The sequence below is a fragment of the Nitrosococcus oceani ATCC 19707 genome (assembly GCF_000012805.1).
Lineage (GTDB): Bacteria > Pseudomonadota > Gammaproteobacteria > Nitrosococcales > Nitrosococcaceae > Nitrosococcus > Nitrosococcus oceani.
The window spans coordinates 2231056-2250483 of sequence record NC_007484.1 but is presented as its reverse complement, the minus strand read 5'-3'; the positions used below and the strand labels follow the sequence as shown (position 1 = coordinate 2250483).

The 19428-nt window shown below is 48.4% G+C and carries 18 protein-coding genes and 1 pseudogene; 15 read left to right on the top strand and 4 right to left on the bottom strand.

Features of this window, described 5'->3' with window-relative positions; all coding sequences use genetic code 11:
* Positions 1 to 185 precede the first annotated feature (185 nt).
* Genes NOC_RS10550 through NOC_RS10520 form a run of 7 tightly spaced genes read left to right on the top strand, consistent with a single transcriptional unit; the run spans position 186 to position 6233 of the window.
* Positions 186 to 488: a hypothetical protein gene (locus tag NOC_RS10550; RefSeq protein ID WP_002811487.1), complete on the top strand. Its 303-nt coding sequence runs from the start codon at positions 186 to 188 to the stop codon at positions 486 to 488.
* 27 nt (positions 489 to 515) lie between these two features.
* Entirely contained in the window at positions 516 to 806 is a 291-nt protein-coding gene (locus NOC_RS10545) for an acyl carrier protein (RefSeq protein ID WP_011330815.1), read from the top strand.
* Complete coding sequence (locus NOC_RS10540; protein WP_002809766.1) at positions 803 to 1648, top strand: hydrolase 2, exosortase A system-associated; 846 nt, start codon at positions 803 to 805, stop codon at positions 1646 to 1648. The genes NOC_RS10545 and NOC_RS10540 overlap by 4 nt, the downstream gene beginning before the upstream one ends.
* A 15-nt stretch (positions 1649 to 1663) precedes the next feature.
* Entirely contained in the window at positions 1664 to 2755 is a 1092-nt protein-coding gene (locus NOC_RS10535; protein ID WP_002809033.1) for a GNAT family N-acetyltransferase, read from the top strand.
* A gap of 43 nt (positions 2756 to 2798) precedes the next feature.
* On the top strand, positions 2799 to 4007 hold the full coding sequence (locus NOC_RS10530) for a DegT/DnrJ/EryC1/StrS family aminotransferase (protein ID WP_002808970.1): 1209 nt from the start codon (positions 2799 to 2801) through the stop codon (positions 4005 to 4007).
* A gap of 16 nt (positions 4008 to 4023) precedes the next feature.
* Entirely contained in the window at positions 4024 to 4980 is a 957-nt protein-coding gene (locus NOC_RS10525) for a hydrolase 1, exosortase A system-associated (RefSeq protein WP_011330814.1), read from the top strand.
* Entirely contained in the window at positions 4962 to 6233 is a 1272-nt protein-coding gene (locus NOC_RS10520; RefSeq protein WP_002811553.1) for a glycosyltransferase, read from the top strand. The genes NOC_RS10525 and NOC_RS10520 overlap by 19 nt, the downstream gene beginning before the upstream one ends.
* A 3-nt stretch (positions 6234 to 6236) precedes the next feature.
* Here NOC_RS10520 and NOC_RS10515 read toward each other — a convergent pair whose 3' ends face one another.
* Positions 6237 to 7469, bottom strand: a complete 1233-nt coding sequence (locus tag NOC_RS10515; protein ID WP_011330812.1) for a pyridoxal-dependent decarboxylase, exosortase A system-associated — start codon at positions 7467 to 7469, stop codon at positions 6237 to 6239.
* Complete coding sequence (locus tag NOC_RS10510) at positions 7466 to 9082, bottom strand: acyl-CoA ligase (AMP-forming), exosortase A system-associated (RefSeq protein WP_011330811.1); 1617 nt, start codon at positions 9080 to 9082, stop codon at positions 7466 to 7468. Before NOC_RS10510 ends, NOC_RS10515 begins: the two co-directional genes overlap by 4 nt.
* A 119-nt stretch (positions 9083 to 9201) precedes the next feature.
* On the opposite strand from NOC_RS10510, the gene NOC_RS10505 reads away from it, so the two are divergent.
* The 3 genes from NOC_RS10505 to NOC_RS10495 are packed head-to-tail and all read left to right on the top strand — an operon-like array spanning position 9202 to position 12829.
* Positions 9202 to 10608 (top strand): putative O-glycosylation ligase, exosortase A system-associated, encoded by a 1407-nt coding sequence (locus tag NOC_RS10505; RefSeq protein WP_011330810.1) that lies wholly within the window; start codon positions 9202 to 9204, stop codon positions 10606 to 10608.
* Positions 10605 to 11435, top strand: coding sequence for a sulfotransferase domain-containing protein (locus NOC_RS10500; RefSeq protein WP_002810557.1), 831 nt, complete (start codon positions 10605 to 10607; stop codon positions 11433 to 11435). The genes NOC_RS10505 and NOC_RS10500 overlap by 4 nt, the downstream gene beginning before the upstream one ends.
* Before the next feature lie 29 nt (positions 11436 to 11464).
* On the top strand, positions 11465 to 12829 hold the full coding sequence (locus NOC_RS10495; protein ID WP_002810472.1) for a hypothetical protein: 1365 nt from the start codon (positions 11465 to 11467) through the stop codon (positions 12827 to 12829).
* A gap of 2 nt (positions 12830 to 12831) precedes the next feature.
* On the opposite strand, the gene NOC_RS10490 is transcribed toward NOC_RS10495, so the two are convergent.
* Complete coding sequence (locus NOC_RS10490) at positions 12832 to 13596, bottom strand: PEP-CTERM domain protein (RefSeq protein WP_002808987.1); 765 nt, start codon at positions 13594 to 13596, stop codon at positions 12832 to 12834.
* Positions 13597 to 14156: 560 nt separating this feature from the next.
* On the opposite strand from NOC_RS10490, the gene NOC_RS10485 reads away from it, so the two are divergent.
* From NOC_RS10485 to NOC_RS10465, 5 genes are read left to right on the top strand one after another with little or no spacing between them, the layout of a single operon-like run.
* Positions 14157 to 15515, top strand: coding sequence for an FAD-binding protein (locus tag NOC_RS10485; protein ID WP_002811568.1), 1359 nt, complete (start codon positions 14157 to 14159; stop codon positions 15513 to 15515).
* Positions 15512 to 16252: an SDR family oxidoreductase gene (locus tag NOC_RS10480; RefSeq protein WP_002808671.1), complete on the top strand. Its 741-nt coding sequence runs from the start codon at positions 15512 to 15514 to the stop codon at positions 16250 to 16252. Before NOC_RS10485 ends, NOC_RS10480 begins: the two co-directional genes overlap by 4 nt.
* The gene (locus NOC_RS10475; RefSeq protein WP_011330808.1) at positions 16253 to 16882 is read left to right on the top strand and encodes an HAD-IB family hydrolase; all 630 of its coding nucleotides are present in this window, start codon (positions 16253 to 16255) and stop codon (positions 16880 to 16882) included. It begins immediately after the preceding gene.
* A 26-nt stretch (positions 16883 to 16908) separates the two neighbouring features.
* Positions 16909 to 17751, top strand: a complete 843-nt coding sequence (locus tag NOC_RS10470) for a decaprenyl-phosphate phosphoribosyltransferase (RefSeq protein ID WP_002809220.1) — start codon at positions 16909 to 16911, stop codon at positions 17749 to 17751.
* Between the two features lie 10 nt (positions 17752 to 17761).
* Positions 17762 to 18709: a lysylphosphatidylglycerol synthase transmembrane domain-containing protein gene (locus tag NOC_RS10465; protein ID WP_002809286.1), complete on the top strand. Its 948-nt coding sequence runs from the start codon at positions 17762 to 17764 to the stop codon at positions 18707 to 18709.
* Between the two features lie 235 nt (positions 18710 to 18944).
* Here NOC_RS10465 and tnpA read toward each other — a convergent pair.
* Positions 18945 to 19377 (bottom strand): annotated as a pseudogene (gene tnpA, locus NOC_RS10460) (IS200/IS605 family transposase).
* Positions 19378 to 19428: the final 51 nt, after the last annotated feature.

Here is a 19428-nt window from a genome sequence, read left to right as displayed (position 1 = left end):
GGGTAATTTTGGAAAAGCTGGGCGTTCCAAGGAGTGTCATTGAACATTTTTTCCACTGTTGACGTTGAGATTTGGCCAGATAGCTGGAACCGGCTGGATGAGCGATCCCAGGAGCTTTCCGCCGCTATATCTACGATCCGGCAAGGCGGGCGATTATGGCCTTCCTATGACCCTTCAGATCCTCAATGATTATGGGCTTCAAGGGGTATTTCTTTGTCGAATCGTTGTTTGTGCTCCGTTTTGGTGTGCAGCCGCTCGCGGAGATTGTGGGACTTATTCAGGAAGCAGGCCCTGAAATCCACCTTCATCTTCACCCCGAGTGGATCGATAAGCTTGAGCAGTCTTTGTTCCCGAAACGGCGAGGTTATTTAATGCGCAATTTTTCCCTGAATGAGCAGAGCAAGTTGATCCAGTGGGGACTCAAACATCTGCACGCAGCAGGCGTACCTCAGGTCAAGGCTTTTCGTGCCGGATCATTTTATGCTTAATTAGAGAAGTTAGGAGGGGAAACCCCAATGAATGAAAATGTAGTAAGGAACGCAAATACTGTCAATGTTCATACTGTCGGTGAAACTATTCTCATCGTTAGTGAGGTGTTGCAGCTCAGTGATCGGACCCGCCAGGCCATGACAGCTGAGACGTGCCTGCTAGGTGCTGTGCCAGAGTTCGATTCTATGGCGGTAGTTTCTATTATTACTGCTCTAGAAGAGCAGTACGGTTTTATAGTGGATGATGATGAGGTGGAGGCATCCACCTTTGAGACGGTGGGAAGCCTTGCGGATTTTGTGAATAAAAAGCTTTCGTGATCGATTTATCGTTAAAACGCCATATTTTTTTTCTACCGGGCCTTAGAGGACCCCTTTGTGCAATTTATTATCCGCCAGTGGGAAATAGCTCTTTTCCTAGGAAAGCTATCCTCCATGTGCCTGCTTTTGCTGAGGAAATGAATAAATGCCGACGCATGGTGGTTTTGCAGGCGGAACGATTTGCCGGCGCGGGGTATGGAGTGTTAGTTGTAGATCTATATGGAACTGGGGATAGCAGTGGGGAGTTTAGTGAGGCGCGGTGGGATGTGTGGAAAGCAGACCTGAGTGCTGCTTGTAGGTGGCTAATTGAGAAAGGAACTCAGAAAGTTACCTTATGGGGGATCAGGGTAGGCGGATTGCTTGCATTGGAGTTAGCGTTTGAACTTAAGGACCAGGTTGATCGGTTAGTGCTTTGGCAGCCTGTAGTGGATGGCAGAGTAATGTTAACGCAGTTTTTACGCCTAAGAGTGGCTGCAAATATGATAGGAGGTAGAGAGAGGAGAGAGAGTGTGAATAGCCTCCAAGATCGGCTTTTAGCAGGCGAATTAGTGGAAGTCGCTGGCTATGAATTGGCGCCGGCTCTCTCAGTGGCTCTGATGCAAAAAAACTTTCTAAAGTTAGGAATTCCTACGGGTATATCTGTGTACTGGTTCGAAGTAGCGCTATTAGAAGATCGCCCCCTCTCTCCGGTAAGCCAAAAAGTCATTGAAACCTGGCGCAGCGATGGGGTGTCTGTGGTTGTCTCTATGATTATAGGGGAGGCGTTTTGGGCCACCCAGGAGATCGCGGTGGTACCGGAATTAGTGGATGAGACAACTCATTGGTTAAGTTGGGGTCAATAAGGAAGTTTTAGTTTGATGCAGCGGTTTTCTTGGATTAGCCCTCCCTCTGGTAGTGGGGCGGAGGAGTTTGGGTTTTGGCGTGTAGTGCCTGCTAGGGAATTGATAACAACCTATAGGACTCATTGGCAGCAGTTAAATTCCCATCACTATAAAAACCATCCTTTATTGGATATCCGCTTTGTTGGTTTATTGCTTGAGTATTTTGGTGCCGACGATGTCTTTCTCGTCGTATATCAGGAGGGTGAATCTGTCACTGGCTTGCTGCTGCTTCGATCGGAGAGAAATGGAATGTGGAATACGTTTCTGCCAAGTCAGGCGCCCATTGGACCTGCCCTATTAGGAGGCAGCGCAGGCTATTCGGCACTTCGTAAATTATTTCCTGCTCTGCCCGGCTACGCTTGGGGTTTGGGACTTGCCTGCCAGGATTCGGACTACGCTATTCAGATGCGACCGATGGATTATAAACACATGCTGACTATACCCCACTGGAATACTATACAAATCAAACTGGAAGGTTCCTTTGATGCCTTTTGGAATCAACGGTCGAAGAATCTGAAGAAAAATATTTATCGCTATCTGCGGCGCGTAAAAAAGGTGGGCCTCATTCCTCGTTTGGAAGTTATACGAAATTTAGACTCTATGGGAGAAGCGGTAGATCAGTACGGAGAGCTTGAGTCCAAAGGTTGGAAGGGGCGATTGGGAACCGCATTACATAGAAATAATGTACAAGGTCAATTCTATCGACAAGTAATGGAGGCGTTTGCCCAAGAGGGAAACGCTGCAGCCTGGAATCTCTATTTAGGAGATAAGCTTGCTGCTTCCCGTCTAACCATTACCGGGGGCGACATGACTGTAATACTAAAAACGGCCTTTGATGAGGCGCTTTCTCGATATGCGCCCGGGCGTCTGTTGTTATATTTGTTTTTAGAGCGTATCTTTCAGGAAGAAAAAGGAAGTACTCTCGAGTTCTATACTAATGCTACCCAAGACCAACTTGCCTGGTGTACGGGTTCAAGATCCATTTATCATATAAATTATTATCGATATCCTCTCTATCGATGGGGTGTAGCGACTACGAAGAGAGTTGGAGCATTATGGCAAGGGTAAGAGCGGTAACCCTGTCTAGTAGATTGAATTTTAATGAGAGGATATGAGTAAGCAGGCTGAACGTGTGAAATTCCATCCGATCAACGAGGAAGCCGCCTTATTTCCAAAACCTATGGTGCCCGTGCTTCCAGTGTTGAGTGCTAATTCTTTATTTGGAGGGGGAACTCAAAGCTATCGTAGCCGTTTCTTCGAAGGTGATGCTTTGCCGGTTCGGCGCGGACGGATTGGAATAGTTATGGCTCTCCAGGCCATGGGAACAGGTCCTGGTAGTGCGGTGCTGGTGCCTGCTTATCACTGTCGTTCGATGATCGAGCCGATTTTATGGTTGGGTGCAACGGTTCGTTTCTACAAACTTAAGCCTAATCTTGAGATTGACCTTGAGGATGTAAGGCATAAGCTTGAACGAAGCACCAAGGCGCTCTTATTGGTACATTTCTTTGGCTTTCCACAACCTCTCGCGTTAGTACGGACACTATGTAGCGAGCATGGCATAGCTTTGATTGAGGATTGTGCCCATGCTTTTTTCGGCGAATCCGAAGGATCTCCACTCGGGAGTGTTGGAGATTTCTCTATTGCCAGTATGCCGAAATTTTTTCCGGCGGTAGACGGCGGTATATTATGTCCCGCCTCTCGCATTACCGGTACCTTACATTCCTCTGGTTTGTTTGGACAAGTAAAAGCAGCTTATGAGATGGTGGGGTTGGCAACCCGCTATAATCGCCTCCAGGTTCTAGGGGCTATGGCAGGGTTAGCTGCCACTATACGGCAAGTGTTACGCTCTGAGAGAGCGACAGTTACTGCTGCTGGGTCAGAACCAAATATTCCATCTGTAGATGAATTAATGCAGTGCTTTAACCCCGAAGAAATCGGCCTTCGTGCAACGCACGCTTCGCGTCTCGTAACATGTTGGAGTGGAAAAGCAAAGAATGCTGAGAGACGGCGTATGCACTACCGTTATCTGTCTGAAAAATTGTCCGGCTTGCCGCGTACGGAATTAGTTTTTCCAGTCCTGCCCCCAGGGGTGATACCCTATATGTTTCCTATTTTATTAAAAGCGCCGGCTCGTGACTTTGCGCCTTTAAAACGACTCCGGGTTCCTATTTGGCGGTGGGAGGAAATCGCATATTCGGAATGCTTAGTAAGTCAAGATTACCGGATGCGGCTTCTTCAGATTCCCTGCCACCAAGGGCTTTGCCAAAGCGAATTAGACTGGATGATTGCAAGATTCCGGGAAGTGCTTGATTCTCACTGATGAATGAGACATTCGTATGATGAACTATGTTGGGAATGGGTATAGGGTAGAGGGGTTTCCAGGCGCACTCAAAGCCAGGGGAGACATAACGCATATTTATAACGGACAGTCGGTGTCCAGGGTGACGGCTGAAGAAGCACTGACCTTCCATTGCCTTGGAGAGCTTCTCGTTGGCATCTTGCACCGAGGTTCAGAGTACGCCACCCGGGGTGTCTTGGTCGTTGTTGGTGGCCCCCAATACCGGGTAGGCAGTCATCGCCAGTTTGTATTGTTTGCCCGCTGGTTGGCGGAAGCGGGAGTTCCTGTATTCCGTTTCGATTACCGTGGAATGGGAGACAGCGGTGGCGGTACTCGTACCTTTGAGAATATTGAAGTTGATATCCGTGCAGCGATCGATGCTTTTCTAGAAGCTGCGCCAGGGTTAAGAGAAATCGTGATTTGGGGCCTTTGCGATGCCGCCTCGGCGGCCTGTTTTTATGCGCCCTCAGATCCGCGAGTAGCAGGTTTGGTGTTGTTGAACCCCTGGGTGCGAACGGAGGAAGGGCAGGCAGCCGTTTACCTCAAGCATTATTATTTTAGAAGGTTAGTTAGCGGCGACTTTTGGCGCAAGTTTTGGCGCCGGGAATTTGATTATAAGGATTCACTGCGTTCATTGGGAGATATATTAAGGAAAGCTAATTCCTGGCGGCAGAAGGTTGATGAAGTTGAGACTGAAGAAATATTGCCGTTGCCCAAGCGGGTATATAAAGCTTTAGAGCAATTCCAGGGCAGGACGCTCTTGATACTAAGCGGCAAGGATCTGACAGCGAATGAGTTTCGCGATACCATCTCGTCTTCATCCGCTTGGCGCGGCTTGCTTCGCAGTAGAAGCATTGAGCGTCGCGAGTTGTCGACTGCGGACCATACCTTCTCCCGCCGCGTTTGGCGGGATCAGGTGGCTCAGTGGACCCTTGAATGGGTGCGGTCATGGTAAAGCGAGTATTGATGATCGCTTATCATTTTCCGCCCGCCAGCGGCAGCAGCGGTATGCAGCGCACTCTCTCTTTCTCCCGCGATCTTCCCGAACATGATTGGCAGCCCATCATTCTGAGCATCTACCCTCGTGCCTATGAACGGCGCTGTGACGACCAATTGGCTGACATTGGCTCTGAAACTATCGTGTATCGTGCTTTTGGGCTTGATACTGCGCGCCATTTGGCATTGGGAGGTCGCTATAGTCGATTCCTGGCGCTTCCGGATCGCTGGGTAAGTTGGTGGCTCGGAGCTGTGCCCGCGGGACTGAGGCTTATTCGTCGTTATCGTCCCCAGGTTCTTTGGTCTACTTATCCGATTGCTACGGCCCATCTCATTGGTTTAACTTTACATCGGCTGAGCGGGATTCCTTGGATTGCCGATTTCCGAGATTCCATGACGGAGGATAATTATCCGTCTAATCCACGGGTACGACGCGCTTATCGTGCGGTTGAAGCGGCTACAGTGCACCGCTGCACGCGAGCGATATTCACCGCGCCTGGGGCGGTGCGTATGTACGCCGAGCGTTACCCAGAGCGTTCCGATAAAACATGGGTTCTTATTGAGAATGGTTACGAAGATTCTATTTTTGATACGGTTTCTTTGCCTTCATTGAGGGATTCTCCGAGGCCGTTTCGGCTTGTACACAGTGGGGTAGTGTATCCTAACGAACGGGATCCCCGTGCATTTTTCGAGGCACTGGCAAGCCTGAAGCGATCAGGCCAGATCACCGCTCAAAGCCTACAGGTGGTGTTCCGGGCCAGTGGTTCGGAGGATTACTTCAGGCAGCTTTTGCGCGAATGGGGCATTGATGACATTGTGCACTTTGAACCCCATATCCCTTATCGTGGGGCACTTGCTGAGATGCTTACAGCTGATGGACTTTTGATTTTACAGGCAAGCAATTGCAACCATCAAATTCCAGCAAAGCTTTATGAATACCTGCGCGCACGGCGGCCGATTTTGGGGCTTACGGATTCTGAGGGAGACACTGCGAGGGTGTTGCGGCAGGCGGGTATTGAAACCGTTGCCCCCCTTGATTCGGCTGCGGCTATCACGGCAACACTGCAAGATTTCCTTAAGCAACTTCAGGATGGCACAGCCCCCGTGGCAAGCGAAGCAGAGATCGCTCGTAGCTCAAGGCGTAGCCGTGTAGCATCCCTAGCTGAATGCTTGGAGGAGACGATTGCCACGGATCTCAACTTTGAGAGGTAATGGCTACACCAGCACTTCAGCCGGCACTGGATGGCTTAGAAAGCCCAGAGGACTCGCAGAGCGGCCATAGGCGCCGGACTGGAAAACGACGATGAGATCTCCTGCTTCAGCTTGGGCAAGCTCCATCCGATCGGCAAGCAGATCGAGCGGGGTGCAGAGCGGTCCTACGACGCTGGCAATTTCGCGGGTTGAGCCCTGAATCCGGTTACCGACTACGACCGGGTAATTTTTGCGAATGACTTGCCCAAAGTTGCCGGAAGCGGCGAGATGGTGGTGGAGTCCGCCATTAGTGATGAGGAATACATGACCACGAGAGATCTTGCGATCAATGATTTCGCAAACATAGATGCCGGCTTCGCCTACAAGATAACGACCGAGTTCAAGTGTTACTTCAGCTTCAGGGATTTGTCGTTGTAGCTTGGGAAGAGAAGCCGCAAGATTGTCAGCGATAGGTCTAAGATCGAGGGGTTTGTTGCCTGGAAAATAAGGGATGCCGAAACCGCCACCAATGTTTAGTAGACGCACTGGCGTGGGGGCTGAACGGGCAAGTTCGAGAGCCAGCGTGAAAGTGCGCTCCTGTGCTTCGATGATGGCTTCAGCTCGAAGATTTTGGGAGCCGCTGAAAATATGAAAGCCCTGGAAATCCAGATCGAGGGTGTTAATCCGGGCTAACATGGCGGGAACGCGTTCGGCATCTACGCCAAAGGGTTTAGGCCCTCCCGCCATTTTCATCCCGGAGGTTTTAAGCTCAAAGTTAGGATTTACTCGCACTGCTACTCTTGGACGGCGTCCTTGTTTTTCTGCTAAATGGGCGATACGCTCCATTTCCCCTTCGGATTCCATATTAATAGTGATTCCTGCCGCTAGGCTAGCTGCAAGTTCCGCGTCGGATTTTCCAGGGCCGGCAAAGCTAATGCTCTCCGGTGGTGTGCCTGTATCTAATGCCACCCTCAGTTCTCCTAGAGAAGCCACATCGAGTCCATCCACCAGCGGTGCTATATGGCCTGCCAAGGCTGGCATGGGGTTTGCCTTAAGCGCATAATGAATGTAGATTTCGGACGGTAAGTGAGTACGCAGGTGCTGGATTCGTTCACTGATCAGACGACGCTCATAAGCATAAAAGGGAGTGCTGCCGACACGGGCCGCAAATTCGGTAAGGGGAACTCCTCCGACGAGAAGGCAGTCATTTTTTATCGGGAAGTAGTCCAAGGGTGAGTGAGGGAGGGGTGTATTCATGGGGCGGTTTGTTCCTTGAATAGAAGTTCGAATTCCATGGCGAGTGCGCGCCGGTCAATCTTACCATTCGTGTTTCGGGGTAGATTCTCGGAAACTATCACGGCAAGAGGAACCATAAAATTCGGAAGTTCGGCGCGACAAGTAGCCAATAAATCCTCAGGATCAAAATTATCCTTGTTTGGTTTTACTATGGCGACGATCCCTTGGCCAAGTTTTGGATGGAGCACACCCACGACTGCAGCTTCAGCTACAAGCCCTGCTTGGTACAGGACTTCTTCTACTTCGGTTGGGCTTACCCGGTAGCCGGAGGTTTTGATCATCTCGTCTTGGCGGCCGATGAAGTAGAAGAAACCGTCCTCATCCATACGTACTGTATCACCGGACCATACCGCTATCTCGGTGAGAGGAAGTTCAGGGGGTTGCCCTGGAGTAGGACGGAAGCGTTCCGCCGTTTTTTTAGGATCGTTCCAGTAACCCATGGCTACCAGGACACCCCGGTGTACCAACTCTCCTGATTCCCCAGGCAGGCATAGGCTGCCATCCTCGCGGGCTACTTGGATTTCTACGTTGGGGATGGCTTTGCCAATGGAATCGGGGCGTTTATCAACTTCTTCAGGAGGAAGGTAGGTGGAGCGGAATGCTTCTGTGAGTCCATACATCAGAAATACTTTGGTTTGAGGCAAAGATCGTCTCAAGGCTGTCGTGGCTGCTTTGGGCATTCGGCCTCCGGTATTGGCAATATACCGCAGAGTATCCGCGGCTTCGGGGGGCCAGGCAAGGGAGGCAAGTTGGACCCAGAGGGGGGGTACGGCAGTTATCCCTGTGATCCCATGGCGAGTGATGCTTTTAATGACATCTTTTGGCAGCAGATATTCCATTAGTACTACGCTTGCGCCGACAGAAAAGGCGGTCGTGAGCTGGCTAAAGCCGGCGTCGAAGCTTAAGGGCAATACCGCGAGTAGACGATCGTTGGAATTATTTTCCAGATACTGGGCTACGCTTTGCGCACCTGCGACTAAATTTCGATGGGAAAGCACCACGCCTTTAGGGCGTCCCGTGCTTCCAGAAGTGTAGAGGATGGCAGCCATATCACTGTCAATACGGCGATGCCCTGGGGATTGTTGAGTAGTTCCCAGTGATAAGAGACGCTCCCAGGAGATAGCCATTGGCTGCGCTAATTTTTCAATCGTCTGAGTCGGGGCATCCACAATGACGAGGCTTCGCAGATCGTGGCATTCAGCAAGCGCATCTTGTAAAAAATCAATACGGTTGCTGGCGGTGACGAGTACCCGGACATTGCAATCTCGAAGGATGTGAGCAACTTGCCGGGGTTTGAGCAAAGGATTGATAGGTACAAATACGCCGCCGGCGGCTGCAGCGCCGAAGAGGGTAACTACCGTTTCGGGGCGTTTGGGCAAATATATGGCAACGCGCTCGGAGGAAGCAAGTCCAAGCGCTAGAAGCCCACGAGCGCAGGCTTCGACCGTTTCACCGAGGGAGGCGTAAGTTAGAGTTTGGTCACCATGCACGAGTGCTGACGCATCCGGGCCCTTGAGGGCGTTATCGAGTACTAAAGAGTGTACTAAGGAATTTGCTGAATGGATTCTTGACATAACGCTTTTTCCGTGCCACTTTCGGCAAGTTTTTTGTAAGAAACTAAGATTTCGGTATCTAGCGCCGAAAAAAATTAAATCTATTCACATTTTAAAAATTACTTCAGTATAACTCGCTAATGCCGTTTCGCGATATCCTGATCACAGGGGTTATTTTTGCCTTGCTGCCTGTTTGTTTTTTACGTCCATGGATTGGTATTTTAGTATGGACATGGATAAGCATTATGAATCCTCATCGGTTGACGTGGGGTTTTGCTTGGGATATGCCCTTTGCGCAGTTAGTGGCGATTGCGATATTAGGGGGAATGCTGCTGGTGCGAGATAGGAAGTCTATTGCCTGGACACCTGAACTTCGACTCTTATTGGTGCTTTTTGGGTATATGACTTTTACCACGTTCTTCGCCTGGGCACCTGATGCTGCTTGGCAACAGTGGGATAAGGTGGCAAAGATTTTTTTAATGAGTTATGTAACGACGATACTCATCTATGGCAAACAGCGGATTTATTGGCTGCTTCTAGTCGCAACTCTGAGTCTAGGTTTTTATGGCTTTAAAGGTGGTCTATTTACCATTCTTACAGGTGGGCAATTCCATGTAATGGGACCACCTAAGTCTTTTCTAGCAGGTAACAATTTTCTAGGGCTAGCTATGGTAATGGGATTGCCTCTTCTTTTGGTTTTTGCACAACAGGAAGCGCGAGTTTGGTTTCGTCGGCTTTTATATGCCACTTTTGCCCTTACCTTTATTGCAGTTCCCTTCACTTATTCACGAGGCGCGATGTTGGGGCTTGCAGTAGTTTCTGTGCTGCTGTTTATGAGATGGCGTAATAAAGCCTTGCTGGTTATTATGCTCATACCTATACTCTTTGGCGGCTTAGCATTTGTCCCCGAAAAGCTATTTAATCGGGCGGAGAGCATTCAAAACTATGAAATGGACGCCTCGTCGATGCAGCGTATTGCGGCATGGGACCTTGCTTGGAATATCGCAATTGATAGACCCTTGCGCGGGGGGGGGTTTGAGTATGAAGGCGATACTGCTCGGTGGCATACTTATCTTGATCCTAAATATTATTATGTAATGGAAGGCGCTCATGTAGCTCATAGCATTTATTTTCAGATGCTAGGACAACATGGTTTTGTTGGCCTCAGTCTATTTATGATAATTTTGTTCCTGACTTACCGACGGTTGGGACGGCTTAAGAAATGGACTTTAGAAATCTCTGATTTGCGGTGGATAGGACAATATGCGTGGGCGCTGAGGGTTGGCCTTGTTGGATACGCTGTTACAGGAGCTTTTTTGAATCTAGCTTATTTCGATCTTTATTATCTCTTTGTCGTCTTAGCAGCATTGCTCTGGCGGGAGGCTTTGTCTGATGAGCGGATAGCTAGTCGCCGTTCAGCTACAGCCTTTACAGGTAAAGGGGTGCGCTCTGATTGGCACCCCCCTCCTAGGGTAGGTAAGGGATCTTTTTCGAGCAAGAGCCAGAGCGAAAGCTTTCCTGAAGAGAGCTCTGGAAGACATCTATGAAAAGCCATAGTCGCTTTTCTCCCGCGCTTGCGAAAGTTGAGCATCGTACTTTTCTTCTCAGGAAAAAAGCTTATCAAACGCTGTTTCTATCTCCGTCCTGCAAAGCTGTCAAACAGGTTATTTTTATTGCAGGGGTTCAGAGATCGGGAACCAATATGCTAATGGATGTTTTTGAACGAGATTATGAGACCGTGGTTTATCATGAGCGTGATAAGCGTGCTTTTGATAGCTATGAGATGCGTTCACGAGAAGTTATTCACAGGCTAGTAAAGGAATCTAGTGCCCAGCATGTGGTGCTCAAAGCACTTTGTGAGCTTCAAGAACTGCGCCATTTATTGGATGAATTCATGCCTTCCAAGGGCGTATGGCTAGTGCGCAGTTATGAAGATGTCGTGAATTCCCACCTAGCGCTTTGGACTGGGATGCCAGAGAGCATTCGGCGTATTGTTCAAGACCGCAATACTGCCGGATGGCGTGGTCGGGGGATGTCGGGTAAAACCCATGCCTTAATCAGATCCCTTTATCATCCTGGAATCAGCAATGCTTCAGCCTGCGCACTCTTTTGGTACTTCCGCAATATTCTTTTTTTCGAGCAAAATTTGGATCAGGATTCCCGCGTACGTTTGGTATGTTACGAGCAGCTTGTCCAGCGCCCCGCTGAAATACTCAATGAGCTTTTTGCATTTCTTGGCATTACTTATACGCCGCGTGTGAGCCGTAAGGTAGTCGCTAGCTCCGTGCGCCGAAAGCCTCCTCCCGAAATTGATTCGGCCATCCTTGAAGTATGTGATGAATTATCAACCCGTATGAAACGGTTGACGGGATAAATTAATATTAAAGAGCTTATGGTTCCAAGATGATAAAGGAAAGGGAATCTATTTTACTCTCCGAAAGGCAGGCCGTATGCCAAGGATTATTTTGGCTTTTAGGAATCTGCATCCTCGTGAGGGTGTTCCTGTGGATTGTCTATGCGCCGGTGATATGGCCTGATACGGGCACTTACCTGCAGCTCGCCGGAGAGTTGGTTCGCCTGGACTTTAGCGAATATGATGGGACCCGAACTCCCGTTTACCCGCTGCTGTTGCTTCTTGCGGGGAAAAACCCTTTTGGTGTCTGGTTTCTTCAATCCGTGCTTGGGGTTTCGGCCTCGCTTCTTTTATTTGTATTGGTATTTGAGCAGACACGGAAAGTGAGCCTTGCTTTCAGCGCGGGGACCATTCATTCCTTGGCCCTAAATGAGCTGTTATTTGAGGCAAATCTTCTGACGGAGTCGGTATCGTCCTTCCTGCTGATATTCTCAGTATTTATTTTTTCAAAGCTGCTAGTAAGTGAACGGAAATTTTGGCCGGCGGTTGGTCTTGGGGGCGCAAGCTCGCTTTTGGCGCTCACCCACCCCCTCTTTGCTTTTGTTGGTCCTTTGTACATCTTGCTAGCGATCTTGTTTTTTCGAGGGCGCAATCGGATTTGTATCCCTCTCATCGTCTTGCTCTGTTTTGCTTTACCCGTATCAGGGTGGATCGGCTTTAACAAGATAACTCTTGATTATGCTGGAATCACAACTTTTATGGGGTATAACCTCAGCAATCATAGCGGTGGTTTTATCGAGCGGGCGCCGCCGTCCAAGTTACGAGATATCTATCTCCGATACCGGGAGAAAAAAGTGAAGCAGAGCGGGAATCACAGTATGACAATCTTTGAGGCAAAGGGTGAGATTATGGCAGCAACGGGCCTAAGTCACGTGGATCTCTCGCGGAAGCTTGCCCGCCTCTCGCTCCAACTTTTTGTGGAGCATCCTGCCTTATATTTGCAAAGCGTCTTTAAATCATGGGTTTCCTTCTGGGTTGCGCCTAATTACTGGAAACCCACCAAAATAATATCCCCTACAGTGGCCGCCTCCCTTGAGCGCCTTTGGTGGGTTGAACAAGGGCTGATCAGGGTTATGAATCTGTTATTTATATTTTTTGCTGCTGGCCTTATTGTAAAGGTTGCCCTATTTCAAGGTTATGCTGAACCTGCGTTACGAGTTCCGCTAGTTATTACCGTACTCATCATTGTTACCTCCTTGGTGCAAGCATTATTTGAATACGGTAACACACGCTATTCGATTCCTACCCAATCACTGATGATTACTTTTATATTGCTGTTTGGGCGGCAGATAAAAGTGCATCGTTGGTTAGGGATAGTTTACGTACGTTTGAAGTCTAATTGGTTCCAGGCGTAACATTATAATGTAGGATTAGTGGAATCCATTTTTAGCTGCCAAGAGAGTTTCAGGGCTGCTAGTCCTGCGGTAAGTAGTAGCCAAGTAGGAGGTTCTGGAATTGGGGGAATTGGGTTCTGCTTGACGCTGGATTGGCCTGACATTGTGATGGAGGTAAAGGAATTTGGGTTAAGGTCTCGTTGGGTTAAGAAGAAATTTCCAATGGAGTTGCCACTTTCAGACAAGAAGACATCTATTGTTGCGGTTTCAAATGGGTTTAGATCTCCTAAATTAAACCCTAGGGCTAGGGAGGCGTCTTCTGGGAAAGATATCGGAATAGCGTTGCTATTATCGAGTGCTCCAAGTAAAAGGTTATTGAAGATATCGCCAAAAAGAAATTCTGGCTCATCAATTTCCCAAGAATCGGGATCGCTGTCGGAAGCGCCAGAGCCGAGGATCCCAGATGCCTCAGCAAAGTCGTTTAGTGAGATTTCCAGAAGCTCTTGTGGTGTTAGGGTTTCAAAGATTTCTCTGATATCAAAGTCAGCAATATCTCCATCCAAAAATGAGAAAAAGGTCACTTCTGGGAAAATTTTTGCAGTAGTAGAGTTAGAAAGAGTATAGGTTAGAGCTAGATTGCTGAGATCCGAAGATAAGGATGAAGAGAAACCAAATGTAAGACCAGGTGGGAGGGCATCAAAGGAAAACTGGGCGCTGGTTCCTATGACAGTGCCACCATTTAAATCTAAGCCTTTAATATTCAGAAAAGCATCTAATTCAAAAACCACACCCTGGCGATCAAAAAAAAATTCTGTCCGTTAATAGCGCCACCTTCGCCATTAGGACCAAAAGAAGTAAAGGAAATGGCCCAGCTAGGTGAAAATGGAGCAAGGAGTAATATCCAGAAAACTGTTATATTTTTTAGCATAATTAAAAATCCTTCAGTGGATACCGCTTGTAAAGCCGATTACACTATATTATTAATAAAAAAATTTATGCAAAAAAGAGTCCTATTGTGAATATAATTCCAAAATTACATCTTTATTTTGCATTTTTAGAGGCAATCCGCTGGTTAGAGCTTATATTCTGGCACAGTGCAGAAAAGGAATTAATTAGAGAAAAACAGTAAAATGTAAAGTCCCCTTACGTGGAATCAAATTTTTTTGAAAACAGAGGATGGCTTTAGGGAGAGCGCATGCCCAATAAAAAATATAAAAATAGCTATGTATATTAGTCGTTTAAATATAATTTTTCTTGAAAATCTAGATTTTTTTATAATAATCTAAACACTTTTGTTATTTTACAACTCAAAAAAAAGCAGCTGAAGTGTAAAAAAGTTAGACATCTTATGGCAGCCTCGCTTAGTAAAACTATTTCTGGCTGGGGACGTTATCCCGTAGCGGAATCGATTCTGATTCGACCTGAAAAAATGCCGCAAGCCTGTGTCTTGGGGGAAGAACATTTGATATGCCGGGGTCAGGGCCGAAGTTATGGGGATGCCGCTATTTCTTCCCAAGGTCGCGTAATACTCACTGAGCGGCTTAACCGATTTTTGGCCTTTGACAATGCCACCGGCGTATTAACGGCTGAGGCCGGCGTGACTCTAGCAGAAATTCTAGAGACTTTCGTTCCCCGCGGCTGGTTCCCTCCAGTCACTCCAGGCACCCAATACGTTTCTCTGGGGGGGACTGTAGCCGCCGATGTCCACGGTAAAAACCATCACCATAAGGAGGCGTTTGCCGCTCATGTAATAGAGCTAGAGTTAATCCTTGCTGATGGACGGCGGCAACGTTGTTCTCCTAACCAGAACGAAGCCCTATTTTGGGCTACTGTGGGAGGAATGGGGCTAACCGGCATTATCACCGAAGTGAGTTTCCGTCTGATGCCTATTGAGACGGCTGCTATTATGGCCCGGAATTATACAGTCCCCGACCTGGAAACCATTTTTAAATGGCTGGAGGATACCGAGCATGATGACCAGTACAGCGTTGCTTGGCTCGATTGCGCGGGCCGTAGCCGCCACCTTGGCCGTGGTATTCTCATAACCGGTCATCACGCCGTTCGCGATGAGCTGCCCGGCGATTGGGAAGAGCCACTATGCTCTCATCCCAAGCGACAGAAAAGTGTTCCATTCAATTTGCCCCCGTTTATTCTCAATCGAGTTACCATAGCTGCTTTTAATGAGTTTTACTACCACCGCCAAGGAAGTAAAAAAGCTCCCTTTTTGACTGATTATTCTGCATTTTTCTATCCTTTAGACACATTGGCGCACTGGAATCGCCTATATGGTAAGCGGGGGTTTTTGCAATACCAGGCAGCAATTCCCGAGCCCCACGCTTACGAGGGAATACGTTGTTTATTAGAATATCTTGCACGCAATCGGCAAGCCTCATTTCTGGCGGTACTTAAGCGGTTGGGTCCAGGTAATATCGCCCCTTTGTCCTTTCCTTTGGCTGGCTATACCCTCGCTTTAGATTTGCCAATGGGGGGCGAGAAGGTGCTTAACCTATTGCAGCAATTAGATGAGATAGTAATCGATTATGGAGGGCGAGTGTACTTGGCTAAAGACGCCCGTTTGAGTCCGGAGAGTTTGCGCGCCATGTACCCCCGCCTGGGGGAATGGCAGCAAGTTAAACAGGTGATTGACCCAGAAGAACGCTTCCAGTCCGATCTCTCGCGTCGGCTTCAGCTGACAGGTGCGCCATGAGAGGGCCGGTTCTGGTGTTGGGCGCTACCTCTGCGATCGCCCGCGGTACGGCAGCGGCACTAGCCCGCCGTGGCCACTCTTTGTATCTGGGCGGGAAGGATGAATCGGAGCTGGCGCGGATTGCAGCCGATCTCAATATTCGATATCAAGTGGAAGTGCGTTACGGAGCGGTTGATGCCACGGATTACGCTGCCCATCGTCGATTCCTGGAACGAGTTATTGAAACTATGGGAGGCTTGGAAGGGGTAGTATGGGCGATTGGCTATCTGGGTGACTCGATATTCGCCCAAACTCATTTTGAAGAAACAGAGAAAATTATTGCCGTCAATTTCACTGGCGCCGTTTCCTTGCTTGGCGAATGCGCTGCTTATCTGGAAGGTAAAGGGGCGGGCTTTATTATTGGTTTATCCTCAGTAGCCGGTGATCGAGGGCGGCAAAGCAATTATTATTATGGTGCGGCTAAGGGTGGGCTAAGTCTCTTTCTCCAAGGTCTGCGTAATCGCTTATTTCCTGCTGGCGTGCGGGTGCTTACTATCAAACCAGGGTTTGTGGATACTGCGATGACTTTTGGTTTGCCTGGGCTTTTTCTTCTGGCTTCTCCGGCTAGCGTTGGTGAGCGGATTGTGGCGGCTTTGGAACGATCCCGGGATGTTATTTATGTTCCCTGGTTTTGGTTTTACATTATGTTTGTTATCCGAATGATCCCAGAGCCCTTATTTAAGCGCCTTAAACTCTAAATGAAAACAGACCGCAATTTACCTGTGGTGGCGGCCTTTGATTTTGACGGCACGCTTACCTACGGGGATAGTCTGCTCCTTTTTTTGCGCGCTGTTGTTGGGACTCGCCGCTTCACCCGGAATATGGTGGATTTGGCGCCTATCTTGCTTGCCTATAAAGGGGGCAGGCTTAGCAATGATGAGGCCAAACAGCGAGTTTTAATGCGCTTTCTGGCGGGACAAGAACTTGCCGGTCTAGAGCAGATAGGGCGGCATTTTATTCAATCTACACTCCCTTACTTGCTACGTCGCCGCGCCTTACAGCGTTTAGCTTGGCATCAACGCCAGAATCATCGCTGTATTCTAATAAGTGCTTCATTGGATCTTTACTTGAAGCCTTGGGCTGAGAGTATGGCTTTTACGGAGGTGCTCTGTTCGGGTTTAGAGTTGACGCCTACTGGCTTGGTGACTGGGCGGTTGAGCGGAAAAAACTGCTATGGCGAGGAAAAACTCCGGCGCCTGGCAGCGTTACTAGGAGAACGTCGTCGCTATCGTTTATATGCTTATGGGGATAGCAGGGGAGATCAAGCATTGTTGGATTATGCCGATTATCCTTATTACCGTCGGTTTCCTGTGGAGCGCCTCCCTTGAATCATCCCCTCGCTTTGTTGCATCTTATGCGGCCTCAGCAATGGCTGAAAAATAGCTTTGTTTTCGTGGGCATGTTCTTCAGCCATGCTTGGAGCGATCTTCCCTTGATTGCTCAAGTGATCGCTATGGCTGTAGCTTTTTCTCTACTTTCCAGTGCTATCTATATCATTAACGATCTGACTGATCGGGAAAGTGATCGTAACCATCCTATCAAGCAGCACCGCCCCCTCGCTGCCGGTATTGTAGGAGTAGGGGTGGCCGTCCGCTTGGCGGTTATCTTGCTTATGCTTAGTTTGGGACTGGGTTTATGGGTTTCCCAAGCTGGGCTGTTAATCCTGCTGGGCTACGCTTTTATGAATCTTGCTTATTCATTTAAGCTTAAACATGTGGTGCTTTTAGATGTGTTTATTATTGCTGCGGGGTTTTTATTGCGTATTTTAGCAGGCACGGTTGGTGTGGGTATTCCCCCTTCTCAATGGTTAGTGTTGTGTTCTCTAATGTTGACTTTGTTTTTAGGTTTTGCTAAGCGTCGCGCTGAGATAATGGCGCTACGAGAAGGCAAGGCAGAACACCGTCGGGTGTTGGCTTATTACAGCCCTATTCTGCTTGATAAAATGATTACCGTGACTGCGGCTTGTGTCTTGATGTCGTATGGCCTCTATACCATGAGTCCGGAAACGATCCGGGTTCACCAAACTGAAAATCTTATCTATACATTGCCATTCGTAATGTACGCTATCTTTCGTTATATTTTTCTACTCCACCACCGGGGAAAGGGCGGAGAGCCTTCTCGTGATTTGATGCGCGACCCCCATATCCTGATTTCGGTGGTAGGCTGGATGGCCCTTACGTTTTGGTTGATCCGCTAGTATCCCGGTCATGGCAAGTACCGAATTGAAATCGTTGCAGGGGTGGCGTTATCGGGTGTTCTTGCTCTCGGTGGCGTTTTCCGCCGCCGGTTACTTAGGCGTTTCCCTCTGGGGCGGTTGGCGTGAAGTATTACAGACTATAGGCGCTGTCGGTTTTTGGGGTACTGTGATTGTATTAGGGCTTTCCTTAGTGAACTATGGATTGCGTTTCGTACGTTGGCAGCATTATCTGCAGTTACTTGGGCACCCGCTTTCTCTGGAACCAAGCCTTCGTATCTATTTGGCTGGATTTGCGTTGACCACTACCCCAGGTAAAGCGGGGGAAATGCTTCGGAGCGTGTTTTTAAAACACCATGGGGTACCTTACTCGAAAAGCTTAGCAGCCTTCTTTGCGGAACGTCTTTGCGATCTCATCGCGGTGCTTATTTTGATAGCGGCAGGAGCTTGGCGTCATGAGAGGGCTCAGCCAATTATTCTTGGCCTTGGAATAGCCTTGGTCATGGGACTTATATTATTGCATATTCCCCGTTGGCTCCGAGGAATAGAGACCTGGGTAGAGCGTTTCTCTAGGCCGCGGCTGAGGAGTTTTTTAATCTCGATCATCGAGATGGTTTTGCATTTCCGCCGCTGTTTTGCTTTTTCCACGATGGTTTATGCTATTTCCTTGGGCTTTTTTGCCTGGGGTGCTGAAGGGCTAGGACTATATTATGTGGCTAATTGGATGGGTGGGGAGATTAGCCTCATTGAGGCGGTGTTTATTTATGCCTTTTCTATGCTTGTTGGGGCACTGAGTTTTTTGCCGGGAGGGCTGGGTAGCGCTGAGGTTACGATGATAGGGCTGTTGCTGTTAAATGGCATGGGAGAGGCTCAAGCCGTTGCCTGTACCCTGTTTATACGATTGGCCACATTGTGGTTTGCTGTGCTACTAGGGTTGTTGGCTTTGCCTCGTAGAGATTAAGGTAAGAAGCTGCTGGAAAAATTTTTGAAAGTTGCTCATTAATGCTTTATTTTGGAATAAATCCTTTTTTTGTAAAGAAATTGATCTTTCTTCATATAGCCTCGATCGTTGTTAATATAAAAAGTATTCTTCAAATTTCAACATACCATCTTCATGAAGAAGTTAAAGGACCTCCGGCAAAGCCGGAGGCTTATTGTGTGACGCCCTCAAAGGGCTTTTATAGCGCCCAAGACGCTCACATACCAAGCTTCAACTGATCTCTATACTCATCATTCTTCTCTTGGTTCCGAATGGTACTCTCGCGCTACCCTCTCATCGAGACCTACCGTGGACACAAAATACCCTCATGCCCAGAAATGTTCCCCATTGAACTTCCTTTGCTTTCCACGAAACCTTCTCGCTATCGCAATGGCACTCTTACCCTTGAGATAGCCCACCACCTGAGAAACCGAATACTTTGGAGGTATATTGAGGCAAATATGAACATGGTCTCTCATCAAAGGCCCCTCTACAATCTCCACCCTTCTGCGAGTGGCTAACGCGCGAAAAATCTCTCCCCAATATTTCCGTAAGTTGCCGTAAATCCACTCCCGTCTCTTCTTAGGAATAAAAACTACATGGTATTTGCAGCCCCATTTCGTATGGGTCAGACGCTTGTAGTCTGGCATAGGTGGCTCCTTCACACTTCTTGGTCGAAATGCGAAGGCTAGGGAAACCAT

Coding starts and splice junctions, on each gene's coding strand:
- NOC_RS10495 (WP_002810472.1), top strand. CDS start 11,465: ATGATAAAGGAAAGGGAATCTATTTTACTCTCCGAAAGGCAGGCCGTA.
- NOC_RS10465 (WP_002809286.1), top strand. CDS start 17,762: ATGGCAAGTACCGAATTGAAATCGTTGCAGGGGTGGCGTTATCGGGTG.
- NOC_RS10500 (WP_002810557.1), top strand. CDS start 10,605: ATGAAAAGCCATAGTCGCTTTTCTCCCGCGCTTGCGAAAGTTGAGCAT.
- NOC_RS10525 (WP_011330814.1), top strand. CDS start 4,024: ATGATGAACTATGTTGGGAATGGGTATAGGGTAGAGGGGTTTCCAGGC.
- NOC_RS10535 (WP_002809033.1), top strand. CDS start 1,664: ATGCAGCGGTTTTCTTGGATTAGCCCTCCCTCTGGTAGTGGGGCGGAG.
- NOC_RS10485 (WP_002811568.1), top strand. CDS start 14,157: ATGGCAGCCTCGCTTAGTAAAACTATTTCTGGCTGGGGACGTTATCCC.
- NOC_RS10480 (WP_002808671.1), top strand. CDS start 15,512: ATGAGAGGGCCGGTTCTGGTGTTGGGCGCTACCTCTGCGATCGCCCGC.
- NOC_RS10475 (WP_011330808.1), top strand. CDS start 16,253: ATGAAAACAGACCGCAATTTACCTGTGGTGGCGGCCTTTGATTTTGAC.
- NOC_RS10520 (WP_002811553.1), top strand. CDS start 4,962: ATGGGTGCGGTCATGGTAAAGCGAGTATTGATGATCGCTTATCATTTT.
- NOC_RS10505 (WP_011330810.1), top strand. CDS start 9,202: ATGCCGTTTCGCGATATCCTGATCACAGGGGTTATTTTTGCCTTGCTG.
- NOC_RS10510 (WP_011330811.1), bottom strand. CDS start 9,082: ATGTCAAGAATCCATTCAGCAAATTCCTTAGTACACTCTTTAGTACTC.
- NOC_RS10530 (WP_002808970.1), top strand. CDS start 2,799: ATGAGTAAGCAGGCTGAACGTGTGAAATTCCATCCGATCAACGAGGAA.
- NOC_RS10515 (WP_011330812.1), bottom strand. CDS start 7,469: ATGAATACACCCCTCCCTCACTCACCCTTGGACTACTTCCCGATAAAA.
- NOC_RS10545 (WP_011330815.1), top strand. CDS start 516: ATGAATGAAAATGTAGTAAGGAACGCAAATACTGTCAATGTTCATACT.
- NOC_RS10550 (WP_002811487.1), top strand. CDS start 186: ATGATTATGGGCTTCAAGGGGTATTTCTTTGTCGAATCGTTGTTTGTG.
- NOC_RS10470 (WP_002809220.1), top strand. CDS start 16,909: ATGCGGCCTCAGCAATGGCTGAAAAATAGCTTTGTTTTCGTGGGCATG.